Here is a 22,410-nt window from a genome sequence, read left to right on the forward strand (position 1 = left end):
CGACCCGATGACACCGCTGCACGCCCCTTCGAAGCTTCACGCCCCCAAGCCCTCGCGTGATTCGCGTCAGCGTCTGTCGGTGCGGGTCGGCCCTCTGCCGCTGGCCGCGGCCTTGGCGCTGGGAGCGCAGTGGCCCTGGGCGACGGCACAGACGGTGATCAAGCCGCTGGACGGCCCGGCGGCGACGCAGACCGTCGTGTCGAGCCCGCAGCCGGGGGTGCACTCGGTGACCACGGCGACCCTGCGCGACGGCAACGCCTTCAACCACCTGTCCCAGCTGCAGGTGGGCAGTGGCGACACGGTGGGCATGGTGGTGCCACAGGGGGCGAACTGGCTGGTCAACGTGGTGCGCGACGGGCGCATCCAGGTCGATGGCCGTCTGCAGGGGCGGCTGGCATCGGGTGCGGTGGGCGGCAACCTGCTGTTCATCGACAGCCACGGGTTTGCCGTGGGAGCGGGTGGGCGGGTGGACGCGGGGCGACTGGTGTTCGCGGCACCGTCCACCACCTTTGTGGACGGTCTGCTGGGCGAGGGGGCCGGCCTGTCGGCGGGCAGCGTGTCGGGCGTGTTGCGCGGCAACTTCGACCGCTCCGCGACCGGCGCGGTGCGCATCGATGGCCAGGTCGCTGCCGAGCACAGCGTGCAGATCATGGCGGGCGCGGCCGTGGTGGTGAACGGGCAGATCTCGGTGGACGGGCGCAGCGGTGGGCCGGCGGTGAACGTGGGGCAAGTGCGCACGCTGACCCCGCTGGTGGACAACAACGGGGTGATCGACATCACCACCCCGGGCGACATCCTGCTCAATGGCAAGCTGCTGGCCGACGGTTCCCACTGGGCGAGCGCGGGTGCGGTGCGCGTGGTGGCGGGCGGTGACGCCCAGCTCGGCTCTGGGGCCCTGCTGTCGGCCTCGGCGGCCTCGGGCTCCAACCAGGGCGGTGGCTCGGTGACACTCTTTGCCCACGGCAACGCCACCCACGCACCCGGCGCCAGCCTGGTGGCGCGTGGTGATGGCAGCGGTGCGGGCGGGTTCGTGGAGTTTTCGGCGGCCAAGAAGGTGACGCTGGACGGCCTGGTGCTGGATGCCGGCACGGACACCGGCGCCGCCGGGCAGGCCTATGTGGACCCGGAGGAGGTGGACGTTGTCTCCGATCTCGTGGTCTCCAACGGCACCGATCACACGATCGAGGCCAATGTCTCGGTGACCGTGGCCGAAGGGGTGACGATCAGCACCCGCCAGGTCGGGGCGGACATCAACGCCTCTGGCGAAAAGATCTCCACGGGCCACAGCGGCAACCTTGTCATCAAGGCCCCATCGATCACCGTGGGCGCGGGCGCCGTGCTCGACGCCAGCGCTGTCAACGCGGCGGGGACCACCTGGCGGGCGGGCGACATCAGCCTGCTGGCTCAGAAAAGCAGCACGGGGGAGACCCTGGTCAGCCTGTCCAACGCCAATGCCACCATCGATGTGGCGGGCACGGTCAAGGGCAAGAACATCACGATGGAGGCCTCGGTCGAGTCCTCGGCGTCTTTTGGCGGCCTCACCGGCAGCATCCAGCAAGCGGCTGTTGACCTGGCCCTGGAGAGCCTGGATGCGCCTTTGGCCCTGAGCCTGGCCTATGTGGAGGCCAAGGGCGATGCGACGGTGAAGATCCGCTCCACCGCGGTGTTGAGCGCCACGGAGAACATCCGCCTCACCGCCTTGGCCGACCGCTCAACCAGCGTCGAGGTGCAGACAGCGGGCAGTGCCCAGGCGAACCTGAGCGCGGGTTTTTCCCAGGTCGAAGGCACCACGAAGGTGGAAGTCCAGTCGGGCGCCAAGCTGACGGCCGGTCAGAACATCGAGCTGGTGGCGGCTTCCAAGACCGGCGTGGGCATGAGCGCGGCCGCATCGGGCTTGACCGACGACACCACCGGCGAGGCCAACGTGGCTTCGGTGGTGTTCGCTGGCTCTCGCTCGGACATCCGCACGGCCGTGTCGGTCGGGGCTGGCGCCTTGCTCACCAGCGGCGCGGACACCCGGCTGCAGGCCTTCCATGCGTCGCAGTTCGAGACCAGTGCCGAAGTGACGGTGTACGGCGGCGGCACGGCGGGTGTGGTGGGCGCCCTGTCGCTGCAGTCGTCCCAGACCACGGCGGACATGGACGGGAACATCGATGCCGGTGGTCACGTGTCCGTGATGGCGATGAACGCGTCCAGCAAGAACACGATCTCGGCCACTTCAGCCAACGCTTCGGAGGAAGAAGAAGAGAGCGCGCTCGCCGGGCTGCCCGAGTCGCTGGAGTACTCGCAGGACCAGGCGGGTGAAGATGCCAAGGCCGCCCTGATGGACGGCTTCATGAGCATGGCTGAAGGGTTTTCGGACACCTCCGAAGAGGCCTCGGGCGGTGCGCCCGCCGAGAGCAAGCCGCCGGCCTTGCGCCTGGCAGGCGCCATGACGTGGTCGGAATCCGACCACGTCACCCGTGCCCGCATTGGCGCGGGGGCCCTGGTCAACGCCGGGGGCGATGCGGTGGTCGATGCGCAGACGCTGGTGGGTCAGTTGCAGAGCGTGGCAGCGTCCGAGGCCACTTCAGAGACCGAAGGCAAAGACGGTTCCAAATATGGTCTCGCCGTGGCGTTCAACTACGCCGATCACCGCACCACCACGCGGGCCGATGTTGGCGTGGGCGCCGAGATCAACGCGGGGCATGTGGCGGTGAACGCGTCGAGCGACGTTCCGCAGTTCTACACCGCGATGTTGCCGGTGGATCCGTTGAACCCGGAAGCACCTCCCGTCGAATGGGGCACTTTCAGCGCGGCCTACGAGACCTACATGGGTGGCCCCGATGTGTTGTTCGAAGGTTTCAACACCCGGGTGGGAGCGACCTCGGCCGCCACCGGCCTGGCGGCTGCCGGGGCGGTGAGCCTGTCGTTCATGAAAAACGACACCCGCGCCTGGGTCGATACCGACGCGAAGATCACCACCACCGTGAACGACGGCCTCGCCTGGGGTTACGACGTCCAGGAAGTGGGCTTCGAGTCCGATCTGGTGCCCATGCTCATCTCGGGCGACCCGTACACGCTCGACAAGGACTTGAGCGTGCTGGGTGACTTCGTCACCGAGAGCCGCGATGCGCCTGAGGGGCCGGATCTGGAACAGATCCAGTTCACGCGCAGCTTCGATGGCGCCGTGGTGGTGCGTGCAGAAAACCACGTGCAGACCCTGCACTACGCGGGTGGTACTGGGCCGGAGGCGGGGGCCGGGGGCACCGCCGTCGGCGGAACCTTCTCCATGGTCAGCCGCGACAACACGGCCATCGCCGGCATCGCTGACAGGGCAGAGATCAACACCCACCGGCTGGACGTGAACGCCGAGACCCAGGACTGGGTGCTGTCCATTTCGCCCACATCGGGCAGCGGTGCCGGCATTGCCGCCAACGGCATCGCCTCTTACAACAAGCTCAGCGAGACCACGCACGCGGCCATCAGCCGCGAGGCGAAAGTGACGGCGTCCACGGTGAATGTGGATGCCCAACTCTCGCTGGGTGTGGTCGCCATCACTGGCGCCATCACCCAGAGCGAAAACTCGGGTGTGGGCATTGGCGTCGCGCTCAACGACATGACCGGTGACACGCAGGCCTACGTCGGCGACAACGACACCGGCGGCGGTGGCGGCGATACCGTGGAGGGCACGGTGGGCTACGTGCGCACCGGTCAGCTGGGCGTGAAGGCGCGCACCGACGGCATGATCGTGGCCGTGGGTGTGGCCGGTGCTGCGTCGGGCAAAGAGCCGCCGCCGGAGGATCCGGCACCAGCACCGGCACCAGCACCGGCACCGGCACCAGCACCGGCACCAGCACCAGCACCGGCACCAGCACCAGCACCAGCACCAGCACCGGCACCGGCACCGGCACCAGCACCAGCACCAGCACCAGCATCGGCACCGGCACCCGAGGTCAAGAGCACGGCCGACAACCTGGCCGATGGCGTGGCCGCTGACGCGGCCGACGAACAAGCCCAGCTCGATGGCAACGACGCCACGATGGCCCCGCTGGAAGAGGCCAGCGCACCGGCCAAAGGGGAGGGTGAAAACGCCCCCCCCGAGGACGAACCCGCGGCCGACAAGCCGCCGAGCTTTTCCATCGCCGGGGCGGGTGCCATCGTCACCAATTTCAGCGATCTCGACACCGCGGCACAGATCGACGGGGCGGTGGTCGAGGGTGTGGGCACGGGCACCAGCCAGGTGGCCGTGCGCGCGCTGTCGGACCTGACGCAGGTCAGCGTGGCCGGTGGCGGGGCGCTGTCGCTGGCCAAAAACACCGCAACCGAATTCACGGCCGCCATCGCCGGGGCGGTCGCGATACAGAAGTCTGACGACGACACCACGGCCCGCATCGTCAACAGCACCATCCGCGATCTGGCCGACCAGTCCGACAGCCTGGTGCTGCAGGCGCTGAAGTCGGGCGAGCGCACGGCCGTGGCCACCGGCATTTCGGCCAACCTCTCCAAGGGCAGCACCACCAGCCTGTCGTTGGTGGGTTCGGCATCGGTCACCACCACCAGCGACGACACCGTGGCCGAGATGGTCAACAGCGGCGTCTCGGGCAATGTGGCCTCGCCCACCGCGCTGGGCGTCCAGGTGGTGGCCTACGACCGCAGCCGCATCGGCGCGGGAGGTGGCGCTCTGTCGGTGAGCACGGGCAAGGGCTCGGCCGGCGTGGGTGCGGCCATTTCCGTGGTCAACGCCAAGGGCAGCACGCAAGCCAGGGTGTCGGGCGGCGCCATCACGCAGGCGCACGACCTGGCCGTGCTGGGCTTGTCGTCACAAAAAGTGGTGGGTGTGGGCGCGGTGGCGGGTGTGCAAACCAGCAGCGACGCCACCTCCCTGGGTCAGTTGATGGGCTCTTTCGTCTACAACCACATCGACACCCAGCTGAGCGCGGGGGTGACCGACGGCGCCTTGGTGAACCTCACGGGCGACTTGGCGGTGCAAGCGGGCGGCGCCCCGACGTCGGCGTCCCTGGATGCCTTGTTGGGCGCGGTGCGTGCCTCCGAGGTGACCGACTACGAGATGACCTCAACCAGCAACGGTTACACGGCCGATCTGAAGAACTCGGTGGGCGGCGAGAGCATCGTGGGCGTGGCCGGTACCCTGGGCTTGACCATGGGCAGCAACTCGGCCAGTCTGGGTCTGTCGTACGTCCACAACGACATCCAGACCAGCTACGACGCCGAGCTCAACGGCAGCATCACCACCGAAGGTGATGTGAGCGTGCAGGCGCTCAGCAGCGCTGACATCGTGGGTGTGTCGGTGGGTCTGGGGGCGACCAAAGGCAAGTTCTCGGGCATGGGGTCTGCCAGTGTCAGCCTGATCGGGCAGCGCACGCGCGCCCTGGTCACCGGTGGCTCGGTGACCGCGTCCGGACTCGAGGTGAGCTCGGAGACCCGGGGCAACCAGTTCGGCCTGGCGGGCAACCTCAGCATTGCCGTGGGTGGCGGCAGCGGAAACGCCGCCGGGGCAGCGGTTTCTTACACCTTGTCGGCTGGGCGCGACTACGAGGCCAACGGCGACACCGACAGCACACGCGCCGCAGGCAACGAAGCCTCCATCAGCAACGCCGATATCGATGTGGGCACCGGTGACGTGCGCGTTTCGGCCAGCCACACCAGCGACACCCAGTCGGTGGCGGCTTCGGGTGCGGCCGCCGACGGCAGCGTGGGATTTGCCGGCACCGTGTCCTTCACAGACGTTGGCGGCGTCACACAGGCGCTGGTTCACAACGCCGACCTCACGGCAGGTACGGTCAGCGTGACAGCGGGTGAAGCCGCTGATGGCCGCACGGCCAGCAGCCTCTCGGTTGCGGGTGGGCTGGCCCTGTCCAAGGGCTACGCCGGTGCGCTGGCGGTGGCCTGGAACACCATGAGCGGCGTGCGCAGTGCCAAGATCACGGACAGCGATCTGGTAGTGAACAACGCCGTGACCGTCGAGTCGGCAGCGCAGGGGTCCATCGAAACCCTGGCGGTGGCTGTTTCTGCCGGCAAGGACGGCGCGGGTTCTGGCTCCATCGCCAGCAACTTCATGATTTCAGACACCGCCGCCGAGTTTTCGGGCGGCAGTCTGTCGGGTAACGCCACCAGCCTGACCGTTCGATCGACGGGGTCGTCGTCCATCGATTCGCTCGCCGGTGCCGTGTCGGCTGGAGGCACCGGTGCAGTGGGTGGCGCGCTGGCCGTCAACTCGGTCGGCGAAGGCTCGGACAATTTCCGTGTTCGCACCCGGCTGGCCAACACCACGCTGGCGGCCCCCGTGGCCGTCACGGTGGAATCGAACCTTGCCGGTTCGATTGACTCGATGGCCGCCGCTGGCAGCGGTGCGGGCACGGCCGCCATCAACGGCAGCGTGACCGTCAACACCATCGAAGCCGATGTGCTGACCGAGGTGTCGGGCGTGACCCAGAGCGCCAATGGCGGGGCCTTCAAAGTCAGCGCCAACAACGACGCGGACATTGCGTCGCTGGCGGGCACCATCAGTGGTGCCGGCACGGCGGCCGTGGGTGCGGCGGTATCGGTCAACACCATCGGAGGTCAGGTGACGGCGCGCGTGGCCGACAGCACCTTGCGCGCCACCGGCGCGGTTGAGGTGGACGCCTCGTCCTCGGGCACGATCAAGTCGGTGGCCGCGGGTGTCTCCGGCGGTGGGACGGCGGCCGTGGCGGGCTCCAACACCACCAACGCGATCACCTCCACGGTGCTGGCGCAGATGGACACGGTGACGCAAGCAGCGTCCTCGTCCTCGCTGCGTGTGCAGGCGCTGGACAGCTCGACCATCCAGTCCTTTGCGGGCACGGTGGCCGGCGGCGGCACAGCCGCGGGCGGCGCGGCTTTCGCGCTGAACTTCCTGGGACGCACGGCGCTGGACGCCGACAGCAGCAAGCTGGTGAAGGCCGAGGTGCTCAACAGCGCGCTGAATTCAGGTGGCGCGGTGCAGGTGAAGGCCCTGTCCACCTCAACCATCGAGTCCATGGGCATGGCCGTGGGCGGAAGTGGCAACGTGGCGGTGACGGGGTCGAACACCACCAACCTGCTGGAAGACGACATCGTGGCGACCTGGTCGGGCGGCTCGCTGACCGGTGGCGCCACCACCCTGACGGTGCAGGCCGACGATGCGGCCACGGTGCGCACGCTGGCCGGCAATTTTTCGGGCAGCGGTGCGGCCGCCGTGGGCGCGGCCCTTGCGGTCAATCAAATCGGCAGCCAGGTGAGCGCGAACCTCGCCAGCATGACGCTGGGCGCAGCGCCTGCCGTGGTGGTGGACGCCGACTTGCGCGGTGAGATCGAGTCGGTGGCGGCTTCGGGTGCGGCCTCTGCGGGGGCCTCGGTCAACGGCAGCTTCACGACCAACGAAGTCAACGCCAGCGTGAAGGCGCAGGCGACGGGCTTGAACCAGACCGCCAACGGCGGTGCGTTCACGGTGAGCGCCGACAACGACGCGAATATTTTTTCGCTGGCGGGCACGGTCAGCGGTGGTGGCACGGCCGCTGTGGGCGTGGCGGTGGCGGTCAACGAGATCGGCGGCGACGTGACCGCGCGCTTGGCCAGCAGCACCCTGCGCGCCACAGGCGCGGTGGGGGTCACTGCCACGTCCTCGGGCACCATCAAGTCGGTGGCTGCGGGTGTCTCCGGCGGGGGCACGGTGGCCCTGGCGGGTTCCAACACCACCAACGCGATCACCTCCACGGTGCTGGCGCAGATGGACACGGTGACGCAAGCAGCGTCCTCGTCCTCGCTGCGTGTGCAGGCGCTGGACAGCTCGACCATCCAGTCCTTTGCGGGCACGGTGGCCGGCGGCGGCACAGCCGCGGGCGGCGCGGCTTTCGCGCTGAACTTCCTGGGACGCACGGCGCTGGACGCCGACAGCAGCAAGCTGGTGAAGGCCGAGGTGCTCAACAGCGCGCTGAATTCAGGCGGCGCGGTGCAGGTGAAGGCCTTGTCCACCTCGACCATCGAGTCCATGGCCATGGCCGTGGGCGGTAGTGGCAACTTGGCGGTGACGGGCTCGAACACCACCAACTTGCTGGAAGACGACATCGTGGCTTCGTGGTCGGGCGGCTCGCTGAGCGGCGGTGCCACCACGTTCACGGTGCAGGCCGACGATGCGGCCACGGTGCGCACGCTGGCGGGCAATTTCTCGGGTGGCGCAACGGGTGCCTTTGGTGCAGCGATTGCGGTCAATGAGATCGGCAGCCAGGTGAGCGCCACGCTTGCCAGCATGACACTGAGTGCGGCGTCTGCGGTGGTGGTGGATGCCGACCTCCGCGGGCAGATCAAGTCGGTGGCCTCCTCGGGTGCGGCCGACGGTGTGGCTTCGGTCAACGGCAGCTTCACGACCAACGAAGTGAACGCCAGCGTGAAGGCGCAGGTGACGGGCTTGAACCAGACCGCCAACGGCGGCGCGTTCAAGGTGAGCGCTGACAACGACGCGGATATTTTCTCGCTGGCGGGCACGGTCAGCGGATCGGGTGGTGCGGCTGTGGGCGCTGCGGTGGCGGTGAACGAGGTCGGCGGCGATGTGACCGCGCGCGTGGCCAGCAGCACGCTGCGCGCCACCGGCGCTGCGAACGTGCTGGCCACCAGTTCGGGCACCATCCAGTCGGTGGCGGCCGGTGTTTCCGGCGGCGGGACGGCGGCCCTGGCGGGCTCCAACACCACCAACGCGATCACCTCCACGGTGCTGGCGCAGATGGACACGGTGACGCAAGCAGCGTCCTCGTCCTCGCTGCGTGTGCAGGCGCTGGACAGCTCGACCATCCAGTCCTTTGCGGGCACGGTGGCCGGCGGCGGCACAGCCGCGGGCGGCGCGGCTTTCGCGCTGAACTTCCTGGGACGCACGGCGCTGGACGCCGACAGCAGCAAGCTGGTGAAGGCCGAGGTGCTCAACAGCGCGCTGAATTCAGGCGGCGCGGTGCAGGTGAAGGCCTTGTCCACCTCGACCATCGAGTCCATGGCCATGGCCGTGGCCGGCGGCGTCAGCGGCGCGGTATCGGGCTCCAACACCACCAACCTGCTCGAAGACGAGATCACGGCCAGCTGGTCGGGGGGCTCGCTCTACGGCGCAGCCACGTCGCTGACGGTGCAGGCCGACGACGCCGCCACCGTGCGCACGCTGGCAGGCAATGTCTCGGGCAGTGCCGGTGGCGCGTTTGGTGCGGCGATCGCCGTCAACCAGGTGGGCAGCGCCGTTCTGGCGAATTTGTCGGGCATGACGCTGCATGCGGCGCCTGCGGTGGTGACGGTAGACGCCGATCTGCGTGGCGAGATCAAGTCGGTGGCCGCCTCAGGCGCAGCCTCGGCAGGGGCTTCGGTCAACGGGAGCTTCACGACCAACGAGGTCGAAGCGAGTGTCCAGGCGCAGGTCCTGGGTCTGCTGCAGATCACCGATGCCGGTGCATTCACGGTGAGCGCCGACAACGACGCCGACACCTACTCTCTGGCGGGAACGATCAGCGGCTCCGGTGGGGCGGCCGTCGGTGCGGCGGTGTCGGTCAACGACATCGGCGGCGATGTGACTGCACTTCTGAACGACAGCACGCTGCGCGCCACCGGTGCGGTCAATGTGCAAGCCACCACCTCGGGCACCATCGAGTCGGTTGCGGCCGGCGTGGCCGGCGGTGGCTCGGTGGCCCTGGCGGGCTCCAACACCACCAACGGCATCACCTCGACGGTGCTGGCGCAAATGGACAACACCACCCTGGTGGTCAATGCTGCATCGTTGGCGGTGCTTGCACGCGACACCTCCACCATCAAGTCGTTCGCGGGCACGGTGGCCGGTGGCGGCACAGCCAGCGGCGGCGCCGCACTGGCGCTGAATTTCCTGGGCCGCACGGCGGAAGATGCGGACCGCAGCAAAGTGGTGAAAGCCGAAGTACTGGACAGCATCGTGCGCAGCACCGGCGCAGTTCAGGTCAACGCCTATTCCACGTCGGTGATCGAGTCGATCGGCGTGGCCGCCGGGGCCAGCGGTACCGCCGCCATCAACGGCTCCAACGCCACCAACCTGCTCGAAGACGAGATCACGGCGACGTGGACAGGATCAGATCTGAGCGGCAGCAGCACGCTGGCGGTCAGTGCGCGCCAGGCGGCACAGATCGATTCACTGGCCGGCAATGTGTCGGGCAGCATGGGCGCGGCTGTGGGGGCGGCGCTGGCGGTCAACCGCATCGGTACCCAAACCAATGCCAAGCTGGTGGGGGCAACGCTCTCAAATTTCAACAGCGGCATCGGTCATTGGACTCAAACCACCGACGACCTGCTGTTGTCTGCCGAAAGCGACAACCAGATCAACACCATTGCCGTGGGCATGAGTGCCGGCGCTTCCGGCGTGCAGGGCTCGGTGGCGGTCAGTGTGATCGGCTCGCAGACCCACGCTGTACTGGGCGCCGATGGCTACGTGTCCAGCGTTATTGCCGCTGACTCGGTCGCCGTGACGGCCAACAGCCGGGACCGCATCCGCGCACTGGCGGGTGCTGTGGGATTGGGCGCGGCGGGGGTGGGCGCTGCCGGGGGTGTTCTGACCAACATCATTGCGAGCGACACCTCGGCGGGTTTGATGGGGAATGACACTCACGTCAATGCCCTGGCCAACGGCAGCGGTTTGACGGTTCGCGACGCGGGTCTGGCCAGCGCGCCCGACCTGATGGACACCACCGAGCTGTCCGATGCGGTGCTCGATGGTGCCAGTTTTGCCACCCGCACCGTCAAGGGGATTGCGGTGCAGGCCACCTCGATCCAGCAGATCGGCGCGCTCACCGCAGTGGCCGGTGGTGGCGCCCTGGGCGCCGCCGGAGCGGCCATCAATGTGGATCAGATCGGCGGCAGCACGCGCGCCTACATCGACAGCGCGCACTGGGTCAACGACTACGTGGTGGGCGTGTCCGCCGATCAGGACGTTGACGTGATGGCCGCCAACCACGCCATGGTGGCCAGCTCGGTCACGGCGCTGGCCATCGGGGCGGCGGGCGTATCGGGTGCGGTGGGCACCGAAATCATCGAGCGAAGCACACGCGCCGAAGTGATCGACGGCGCCCGTGTGTTTGCGCAGGACGCGCTTTCTGTGAAGGCCGTCTCCACCAACGCGGTGGCGCAGATTTCAGCCGGTGCCGCCGGTGGTGCGGTGTTTGGTGTGGCCGGCAGCGGTGACGTGGTGCTGCTCAAGGGCGCCACGGTGGCGCTGGTGGACCACGCCACCGTCAAAGCCAACAGCATTGCGGTGGTGGCCGACGGCAGCAACGCGTCCAACCTGGTAGCGGGCGCGGTGAGCTACGCGGGCGTTCCAGGGGGCGTGGGCGTTGGCCTGAGCTTCACGGTCAACGTTTCCGGTTCCACGGTGCGCGCTCTGGTGGACGATTCGACGCTGGCAGCTGATGGAGCGGTCGTTGTCGATGCCGACAACCGCACGGAATCGTTTTCGGTCAGCGCTTCTGCCGCCGCAGGCGGTTCTTACGGGGCCGCTGTGGGCGCTTCCGTGAGCGTGATGGAAGGCACAACCGAGGCCGCCGTGACGGGCACCACGACCATTGGTCGGCGTACCCTGGCCACGGGGCTGCTGTCCTCAGCCGGTGACGCGCCGGTCACCCTCAACCTCGCCTCTGGCTACGACCTGGTGGGCACTGGCAACCAGTCGGCCGTGCGCCTGGCCCTGAGCGATCTCGCCGGGCTGGTGAGCTCGGCGTCGGCCGTGGTCACTGTGTCCGACGGTGAAAACACCGTGACCGCCGTGCGCCAGGCCGACGGAACCTACCTCGCCAACGTGTCGACCCTGAACGACGGCGTTCTGCTGGCCCAGGTGCTGATCATGGAGAGCGGTGTGCAGAAGGTGGCCACGACCACGCTGTCCAAGTCCACCGGCATCAACGCCTCGGACGCCGCCCTTGTGGCCGCCAGCCTGCCGGCGGCGCAAACGCGCATCTCCACCCTCTCCAGCTTCTCTCAGGTGGACGCGCGCAACCTGGATGCGGTCACCTTCGTCCTCAAGTCCGACGCGGGACCCACCGCCAACAGCGCGGCCACCGTGATCGTCTCCGACGGCACGCGCCAGGTCACGGCCACGCTCAACGCCGATGGCTCCTACACCGCCGACGTGAGCACGCTGGGCGACGGCATCCTGACCGCGCTGGTGAGTGTGCCGGGCACGGCCACCACCACCGCGCGCGTGACCTTTGCGAAAGAATCGGGCGCTGGCTCGCTGTCCATCACGGCCGACGAGACCGTGGTGCTCAACCACAACGCCGGCCAGGTGGGCGCAGGCGGTGTGGCCGGTGTCGGCGCATCGGCCAACGTGGTCGTGGGCAAGAGCACAGTCGATGCCACGCTGAGCGCGACGAGCGTGCGTGTCTCCGGCGAACTGACCGTGGCCGCTGAGCGCGCGGCCGACATCGACATGATCACCGCCACCGGCGGGGGCGGTGGCATCGCCGGCATCAGCGGTGCCGTCGGTGTGCTGGTGTTTGGCAGCGCGCCCGACAGCAACGCCAACAGCGAACTCAATGGTGGTGGCGGTACGCTGAGCCAGATCGGTGGCGCCACCGAATCGGACCGCACGAGCGGCGCCGGCGGTGGTCTGAGCACGACCGAAGCGGCCGCGCTCAACAGCAGCGGCAACTACGACACGCAGGCCGCCTACGCGGGCGCCTCAGGCTGGCACCGCACTTCGGCCACCGTGTCGGCGCCCACCATCGTGGCGGGCTCTCTGGCGGTGCGCAGCCTGGACCGCACCGCCGTGGACAACAACGCCGGCGCGGTCGCGCTCGGCGGTGCCGCGGGCGTGAGCGCGGGCGTGGCCATCACCCTGCTGGGTGGGGCCAATCACGCTGGCGTGTCCTCGGGCAACGTCATCGTGGCCGACGCCGTGTCCATCGAGTCGGGCATGCGCACGCCGGTAAGCGGCGAGCCTGCCATCGAGAGCCGTGCCATTGCCGGTGCGGGCGGCTTTGTGGGTGTGGGTGCGGCGGTGTCGGTGGCGTCCAATGCCACGGCCAGCAGCGCAGCGCTCACGGGCTCGCTGCAGGCGGGCGGTGTGGTCAGCGTGCGCGCACAGGACCAGACCTCGCTGCTGAGCGAAGCCTTCGGCGCGTCGGTGGGCGCGCTGGCGGTGGGCGTGGTCACTGCCACGGCGGCGCAAACCGGCACCGTCAACACGGTGCTGGCGGGCTCGCTCCGCAGCGAAGGCTTCAGCGCGCTGGCCGAACGCGATGCCAGCGCCGTGGCCAAGGCGCGCGGCGGCGTGGCCGGTGTGGTGGCCGGCTCGGGCGCAGCTGCCACCGCGACGGACGCGGGTGCTGTGGCACTCAGCTTGGGCAGTGGTTCGGCCATCCACGCGGGCAGTGGCGATCTGAGCCTGCAGGCCAAGTCCAACCCCTCGGCCAGCACCAGTGCCATCGGCGTGTCGGTGGCCGCCGGTGCGGCGGTGGGTGTGTCGGCGGCGCTCTCCGAGGTCGAGACCGAGGTGAGCGTGACGGCCGCTGGGCCGGTGAGCCTGAGTGGCGCCGACATGCTGGTCTCGGCGGTGCTGGGCAGCGGTGACGGCTCGGTGACTTCCGAGGCTGTGGCCGGCGGCGGCGGTCTGTTGCTGGGTCTTCAGGGGGCAGGCGCTTCGTCCACCAACCTGGGCCAGGTGTCGGTGGTCCTGGGCAGCGTCACCTTGGCCGCCAGCGGCGACGTGGGCATTTCGGCCAACGACGCCATGACCGCGACCGCGACCGCCACCGGCGTGGGCGCGGGCTTCGTGGGCGCGGGTGTGGCCGTGGCCAACACCGCGAGCACCTCCACCGTCAGCACCAACCTGGCCGCCCTGGGCGGCAGCGTGGCGGGCAACCTCGCCGTGAGCGCTCGCGGCGACGAGATCGTCGACGCCGACGCCGTGGCCGGCAGTGGTGGCGTGATCGCCGGCGCGGGCGCCGAGGCCACGGTGAACCACCAGCAGACCGTGAGTGCCACCGCAGGCACCGCCGCCAGTGGCCTGAGCGTGGCGGGCACGACCACCCTGAGCGCTGACCGCAAGCTGCGCTACGACAGCCAGACCGAAACCGTCAATGCCTCCGCCTTTGGCGGCTCGGGCGCGGTGACGCGGGCCACCCTGACTGGATCGGCCCTGGCCGCTCTGGGCGACCACGCCACGCTCACCGGCGGGCAACTGCGCGTGCTGGCCACCAACGACGTGGAACGAAGCGATCTGCTGGCCGTGAGCGCGCGCGGCGGCGGCGGCGGCGTGATCGCCGGTGCCGGTGCCGACGCCAAGACCGTGATCAACGGTACCGCCACCGCCGAACTGGGCGACGACGTTTCCCTGGTGCTGGGCGGCAACACGGCCGGTTTGCTGGAGCTGCGTGCCTACAACCAGTTGCGCGGCTCTTCGGTCGGGCGGCTGGACCTGGGTGGCGCCATTCCCATTGCGCTGGTGGACACCGAGATCCGTTCCACCGCCAACGCCAACGCCACCGTGGGTGAGCGCAACGACATCCAGGTGGCGGGCGAGGTGTATGTCAACGCGATGTCGTATGTGGACATCGAGGCCAACACCATCACCAAAACCTACGGTGCGGCCGCAGGCGCCCAGGGCGATGCCCTGGCTCACGCCAACGTGAACAACGTGGTGACCGTGGGCGCCGACACCCAGCTGGTGGGTGAGGGCGCGGTGACGCTGCTGGCCGGGCAAGACCGCGACTTCGGGCGCAACAAGAGCTTCGTGACCGCGCGCGCCGACCTGTTCAACCACGCAGCCATTCCGGTGTCGGTCAACCCCGACGCCGACGCTGAACTCACGCTGAACAACACCGTCAACCTGCTGGGCGACGCCGTGCGCTCAGGCAGCACCATCCAGGTGGGTGGCATCGAAGGCAGCTACGTGGTGCAAGGCAAGGGCAAGGTCAGTGACTGGACGCGCGATGTGGGCGAGCTGGTGGGCGTGAGCAGCGAATACGGCAGCTCCAAAAAAACGCTCAATGCCAACACCGTGCTCAGCGGCTTGCTCGAAGCCGGCTACGGCAACAAGCAGGTCATCGTCATCAACCCCAACGGCACGCTCGATGCCAGTCAGACGAAGGGCAACATCCGCTACAGCATCGGCACGGAAGACCTGGCCGCCACCGGCGCGGCCTACCTGGACACACTGTATGCCCAGCTCAAGAACTACGGCGACGGCAACCCCAACGTTGACAACGAGGTGGAGACTTTTGTGAAGGCAGAAATTGCCTTCTACCTGGAGACCTTGCTGCGCGAGGGCTTTGCCACGCTGGAGACCGACCCCGACACGGGACAGATCGAGGTCGTGGCACAAGCCAACGTGCCAGGCACCTTCCTCACCTTGCAGAGCGTGCGGGCGGGCAGCGGCAATGTGGAGCTGTTCGGCGACAACGTGACCGGCAATGCCGAGATCGTGGCGCGCGCCGATTCCGAGATCCTGATCGACAACCACAGCCCGATGAACATCCGGGTCAAAGACCTGATCATTGACAACTCCGGGGGCTTTGCCAAATACAACGGCGTCTACCTCACCAAAGACGACGGCACCGAGATCGCCGGCTACAACCGCGATGCCAAGACCGGAGCCACCTTCACGGTGGACAGCATCGACACGCGCGGCGGCGGCGCCGGCGAAGAGTTGCCCACGCTGAGCGTGATCAACCGGTATGTGTCCACCGGTGCGGTGTCGGGATCGGCCGTGATCGCCACCGCACCCGACGGCAGCAGCGCCGACCTGCGCCAGGACCAGCTGCGCGCGCCGGAGATCCGTGTCAACGGCCTGCTCTACAACAAGCTCGGCCCGATTCTGTTGACCAACACCGCGGGCAGCATCTCGGTGACGCAGGAAGACGCCTCGTATGTGCCGCGCCTGGACGGCCTGGAGGTTCAGGTCAATGCGGGCAAGAACATCGTGCTGTCTTCGCCCAGTGTGAGCCAGTCGGTGGGCGGCTCGCCCGAAAACCTGTATGCCGTGGCCTACAACACCGATCAGCAAACGAAGCTGGACAACATGGGTGTGGTGCGTTGCGGCGCCGCCCGCGCGGGCTTGCCTGCGCAAACCAGCTTTGATGCCAATTGCGTGCGCAACGGCTCCGGGGGCATCTACGCCAGCGGTGGCATCTTCCTGGGGGCGCGTTACCTCAACATCAACGGCACCATCCAGTCGGGCCAGCCCGACTACACGGTCACCCTGACCACCGCGTCGGTGGGCAGCACCATCAGCGCGTGGGAGTCCCAGTGGACCGCCAACCGTGGCACCTATCTCGCCAGAGGCCGATCGTCTCTGGTGCAGGTGGCCGGGCGCCTGCCCACCGACAATGAGGCCGAGATCAACAAACAGTTTGCCAACGGCAGCATCAACCTGGCTCAGCGCAACAGCCTGATCGCTGCCATGGACGCGCGCCGCAAGCAGCCTGTCGTGTACTACGACGCCGAGTCCAACCGACTCAAGGTGGCCGCCACCGAGGTGACCGGCGGTCTGGTGGAGGTGGTGGGCTCCATCATCAACACCGGTGGCGGCGTGATCCGAGCGCTCGACGGCTACGCCCGCTTCGACATCGACAACCAGACCGGCTACGGCATGGACCTGCTGGGCCTGGACACCGGGGGCGACGCGGGTGTGGTGCGCATCACCGACCTGAGCCGTCCGGTGACGACCGACGGGCGCATCACAGGTTATGAGGTGACGACCTACCAGCGCGACGCCAACGGTGCCTTCAAGGCCACCACCACCGCAGGGCGCGGCGGGTCGTTGATCGGCTCCAGCAACTCCACCCTGACCACCCCCAACGCTTTGCGTCCCGAGCTGCGAGCCACCTTCAGCTACGCGCCGGTGGAGGACAGCACCTACGTCTGGTCCGCGGGCTACGAATACGGCCAGGAAAAGCGCTACTGGTACCAGAAGTCTTCCTCCCTGTGGGGTGCCATCAACCTGGGCAGCATCAAGTGGAACAGTGTCGACACCATCAACAAGACATCCACGGCCATGCCCGAGGGCATCTACGTCACCACCGAGACGCCGCTGACGCAGAACTTCTCGATGGGTCTGCAGACCTACACCACCGATGCCGAGAGCGAGATCTACTACCGCAAGTGGTCCAAGTGCGGCACCTTGTGCTTCAAGAAGACCTACTACGTGGACTACCGCACCGAGGTGGGCAAGCGCGACGTGTTCACCCAGCGCGTGCGCGCCGACCACCCCATCGCCATTGAGCTGGTGGGCTACAACACGGGTCTGATCGACATCACCAGCAAGGGTGGCATCGGCATTGCCGGAGCCATCACCAACGACAGTGGTCTGGTGAGTCTCGATTCCACGCTGGGCGCCATCACGCAGCTCAGCGGCGGCACGGCCGTGACCGGCAACGACCTGCGTTTTTATGCCGCCAAGGGCATTGGCTCCGAAGGTGCGCCGGTCAACGTCATCACGGGTACCGGCTCATTCACGGCCCAGTCGGACAGCGGCAACATCGCCTTCCAGAGTCTGGGTGGTGCGTTGCGCATCAACCAGGTGTCCACCACCGGCAAGGTCTGGTTGCTGGGCGACGAAGACATCCTGGGCCTCAATCCCGGCGCGGTACACGTGTCTGGCAGTCGCATCGAACTCTCGGCCCCTCGCGGCGGCATTGGTGAGTTCAATGCCGACGGCAGCGTGAAATCGACGTTGAACATCCAGACCGAAGATTCGGCGGGTGGCGGCATCACCGCCCATGCGGCGCGAGGCATCGCGCTCAAACAGAACTCGGGCAACCTCTGGGTGGACCAGGTGGCCTCCAGCGGAGGCGATGTCTACATCGAGACCGCGGGTGACCTGATCGACAACAACCGCAACGAAACCCGCGACCTGCGCACCGAGGAGGAGCTGCTGGCGCTGTGGAGCGCGGCATCGTTGCAAGGCGACAGCGCGGAGGTCAGCCGCCAGCGCACACTCACCAACACCCGGACCCAGTTCCGACGTTACTGGAGTCTGCGCAACGCGCAGACCACGTCCATCGATCCAGCCACGGGCGCGGTGACCGCCTTCACCGCCGACGCCTACGATCCCAACACCTATGTGTTCGTCTTCTCGGCCGACGAGAAGGATCGCCTGGCCCAGTCAGGTCTGACGGCAGCGCAGATCACCGCGCTGGAGGATGCGCGTGAACAAGAGCTGAGCGAACTGCACAAGCTCTATGGTGCGACGGACTACCAGATCAACGAGGCGCTGATCGTGAGCGAGGTGAACGCTGCGCTGGTGGCATCGGGCTCGGCTGCGGTCGATGCCCAGGCCACCTGGAGCGACGCCGAGCTCAGGAGCCCGTTGCCCAAGGCGATCTTCTCCAAGTCGTCCACCGACACCCAGACCCGCATCGAAGAGCCCAACGTGGTGGGCAACCGCGTGGTGCTGCGCCCGGGTGGCAAGATCGGTCGCGACGAAGGCGCGGTCACCATCAACCTGCTCAAAGCCGGGGGTCTGACCACCGACGACCAGCTCACCATCATGTCGGCCGAAAGCGACGACATGACGCTGGACAAGAGCAACTGGCAGTTGACCGTGGTCAAGAAGGACACCTTCAACGTCTTGTCCAACAAGCTCAACGTGACGTCCAACGGGTTCGTTTACCTGGGCGCCGACGAAACCGATGCCTACCCCACCGGCGGCAACGCCAACCTCGAACAGGTCACGGGCAATGGCGAAATCCGCATCAAGGTCAGCGGCTCCATCCTCAACGCCTCCGATTCCACCGCCGCCGTGATCCAGGGCCACAAGGCCATTCTGGAAGCGGCCAGCGGCTCCATAGGCACGGCCGACAAGGCCGTCACGCTCAGCCTCACCGGCGGTGGCACGGCCAGCGCCGCGACCTTGGTGGCGCGCGCGCAAGACGGCATCTGGATCAATCAGACCGGTGACATGCGCGTGGCCGACGTGTACTCGCCGGGCGCGGTCATGCTCACAGCGCAAGGCGCCATGATCGACGCGCGCGGCCTCGACCGCACCCGCGCACTCGAGGCAGGCGAAGCCACCCTGATCGCGCAAGGCGGCTCGGTCGGCTCGGCGGCCAATCCCTTCGTGGTCAAGACCAGCACCACCGGAGGCGTCAATGCCACCTCGGCCGCTGGCTACTCGGTGTACCTGGCGGGTGCAGAAACCGGCCTCACCGTGAACAGCATCAGCTCCGGTGGCGACATCTACCTGGACGCCGCGCAGAAAGGCGTGATCGCCAATGGCGACCTCAGCGCCACGGGCCGGGTGAATGTGCTGGCCACCCAGGGCATCGAGCTGCAAGGGATCAGCGCGGGCAGCGGCGTGTCGCTCATCGCCTACGGTGGCGACGCCGATGTGTTGGGCAACATCAGCGCCGCAGGCCCGGTGAACATTGTGGCTTCAGGCGGCATCTCCACGCTGGACATCAACTCGGGACAGGACATCACCCTGGATGCCCACAGCGGCAACCTCGACGTGGATGGCGATCTCGTGGCCGTGGGCGGCATCGACGTCACAGCCGGTGGCACCGGCAGCATCACCATGGCCAGCGGCTCGCAGTTCAAGGCCATCTCGGGCGGTATCAACCTCTCGGCCGACGACGTGGGCCTGAGCTCACTCGACGCCGCACGTTCGGTGGTGGTCGTGGCCGACGGCGACATCACCGACACCAGTGCGGACACGGGCACCGTCAATGCCGCGGGCCTGAGCGTCACACTCAGTGCGGGTGGCTCCATCGGCGTGCGCGGCCAGGCGGTCGACGTCCTGACCAGGCAGCGCAGCAAGCTCGTGGCCACGGCCGCGGGCGATGCCTTCCTGAGTTCGGACACGGGCTCCATGCGAATCGCCCAGGTTTCCGCGGGCGGCGATGCCGTGTTGAGTTCGGCCTTCGATCTCATCGACGACCGGGGCACGCGGACCCAGGCGGTGGATGCGGACAATATCGAGCTGGTGGCCGGCGGCGACATCGGCCAGTCCACTCTCGCCATGACCGTCAAGACCGCCGCCGACGGAGTCGTGCGACGGGCTTCGGCGGGTGGTTCGTTGAACCTCCATTCGCCACAAGGCGCACTCAAGGTCATTGATGGCAGTGCCACCCTCGGGCGCATGGCGCTCAATGGCAGTGTGGCGGGTCTTTCGCTCGGCGGTACCCTGACGGCTGGTCAGGGCATGGCCCTGTCTGCGGGCACCCAGGTGATCGGGTTGGGCAGCACGTCGTCACTCACGAACGCCAACGGCAGCGTGGTGCTGCAAGGGCGCAGCATCACCATGGCCGACGGCTCGACGGTGGATGGTGGCAATGGCACGGTGGTGATGTCCGCCACCGGCGACATCACCCTCACCGGCATCCGGACGGCGAACAACACCTCGGGCGCGATCGTGGTGTCCTCCACCGCCGGTTCCGTGCTCGACGGTGGCGAATCCCGCACCGACCTCCAGGTCGACAGTGTCAACGGCGCGATCATGCTGTCCGCGCTTGGCTCGGTCGGCGACACCAGCCTGGCCGACGGCGCCATGGGTCGCCGGATCGAGACCCAGGCCCCCGTGCTCACCGTCACCAGCAAAAACGGTTCGGTGGCGCTCGACCAGGGCGGCGCCACCCGCAATGCGATCATCACGGCGCGTCAGAACGCGGAACTGATCGCGGAAGGCGCGGTGGTCGCGACCAAGGTGGCATCGGCGCTGGGCAGCGTGCAGGTTCGCAGCGAGCAGGGCGGCGTGAAAGTCACCAGCGTCACCTCGGCACAAGATGTGACCATTGGCGCTGCAGGCAAGATCGAGCTGGTGGCATTGACCGCACCGCGTGACATCACCCTCGCCAGCACCGGCACGGCCGCGACGGCCACCGACCGGGGCATCACCGCAACCTCGTTGACGGCCGGACGGCACCTCGCGCTGTCAGCACGGGGCGCCTTGGCCGACAGCCGCTTCGCCACCGTGACGGCGAAAGCCGGGAGCTTGACCCTCGACACCGGTGGCCGCTTGACCGTCACCGGCACCACCAGCGGTTACGGTCAGGTGGGCATTGCCAGCGGTGGTGTGGCCAGCCTCGCGGCGGTCAGCAGCAAAACCGCCGGCGTGAATGTCGCGTCGGACGCATCGCTGAAGCTCGGCAACGTGGGTGCGCCAGGCGCACTGGTGTTGTCCAGCCAAGGGAGTCTGGCGACGGGAACACTCTCCAGCACCGGCAGCAACGTCCAGCTGAGCGCCCACAACGCCGGCATCAACTACAGCAGCCTGACGGCGGCGGGGACGGCGACGCTCACGGCCACGCGCGACGATGGCAGCGTGGCCGACACCAGCATCCGTGGCGGAAACATCACGGCCAGGGCGGTGGACCCACTCGCCGCGATCCAGGTGCAAGCCGAGGCCGGGTCGGTCGTGCTGGGCGCGCTGACGGCCACCACCGGTGGCATCGACATCGCCTCCGATGGGGGGCTGCTCACCACCGGGGCGATGAAGGCGGTCTCCGGCATCCACGCCAGCGCCAAGGGCACCCTGACCACCGGCGCGCTCACAAGCACCGGCAGCAACGTTCAGCTGAGCGCCCACAACGCCGGCATCAACTACAGCAGCCTGACGGCGGCGGGGACGGCGACGCTCACGGCCACGCGCGACGATGGCAGCGTGGCCGACACCAGCATCCGTGGCGGAAACATCACGGCCAGGGCGGTGGACCCACTCGCCGCGATCCAGGTGCAAGCCGAGGCCGGGTCGGTCGTGCTGGGCGCGCTGACGGCCACCACCGGTGGCATCGACATCGCCTCCGATGGGGGGCTGCTCACCACCGGGGCGATGAAGGCGGTCTCTGGCATCCACGCCAGCGCCAAGGGCACGCTGACCACCGGCGCGCTCACCAGCAGCAACGCCGCCGTCAACCTCGATTCGCTGACCGGCTCGGTCACCGTTGCCAGCGCCACCGCCAGAACGGGCTTCAATGCCGATGCGGGCGCGGCCTTGAGTGTCGGGACCTTCACGGTCAGCGCTGGAGGGGCAACGCTGAAGGCGGCAACGAGCATCAGCCTGCCCAAAGGCACGGCCTATGGATTGATCGATGTCACCTCGGGTGGCAACGGCTTGTTCGGCGCCTTGACGTCAACGGCCCATGCCGTGCACGCGTCCAGCACGGGCGGCGGCCTGAGTTTCACCGCACTCAAAGCCGCCAACGGCATCCGCCTCCGGGCAAGCAAGGCACTGGGCACCGGGACCACTGCGGCATTTGGCATCGTCGGAACCACCGTCGACGCCGGGGTCGGTGGGGTCGATGCCGAGGCAGCCGAGGGCAACCTGCAGTTCGGCAAGCTCAGCGCACGGAGCGCCAGCTTGCTCAACACCCTGAATGGCGGGTTGCTGGTGTCCTCCATCAGCCTGCTGACCCCCTCTCAACTGACCTCCACCGCGCAGGGCGGAACCCGCGTCGTGCCGGCAGGCTACTGATTCACCAAAGGACC

At 68.0% G+C, this 22,410-nt stretch carries 1 protein-coding gene; it reads left to right on the forward strand.

Annotated features, from left to right (window positions below):
- Window positions 1-7 precede the first annotated feature (7 nt).
- On the forward strand, window positions 8-22,396 hold the full coding sequence (locus tag IV088_RS07310) for a leukotoxin LktA family filamentous adhesin (protein WP_291099826.1): 22,389 nt from the start codon (window positions 8-10) through the stop codon (window positions 22,394-22,396).
- Window positions 22,397-22,410: the final 14 nt, after the last annotated feature.

The organism is Hydrogenophaga sp. (assembly GCF_018780075.1).
Lineage (GTDB): Bacteria > Pseudomonadota > Gammaproteobacteria > Burkholderiales > Burkholderiaceae_C > Hydrogenophaga.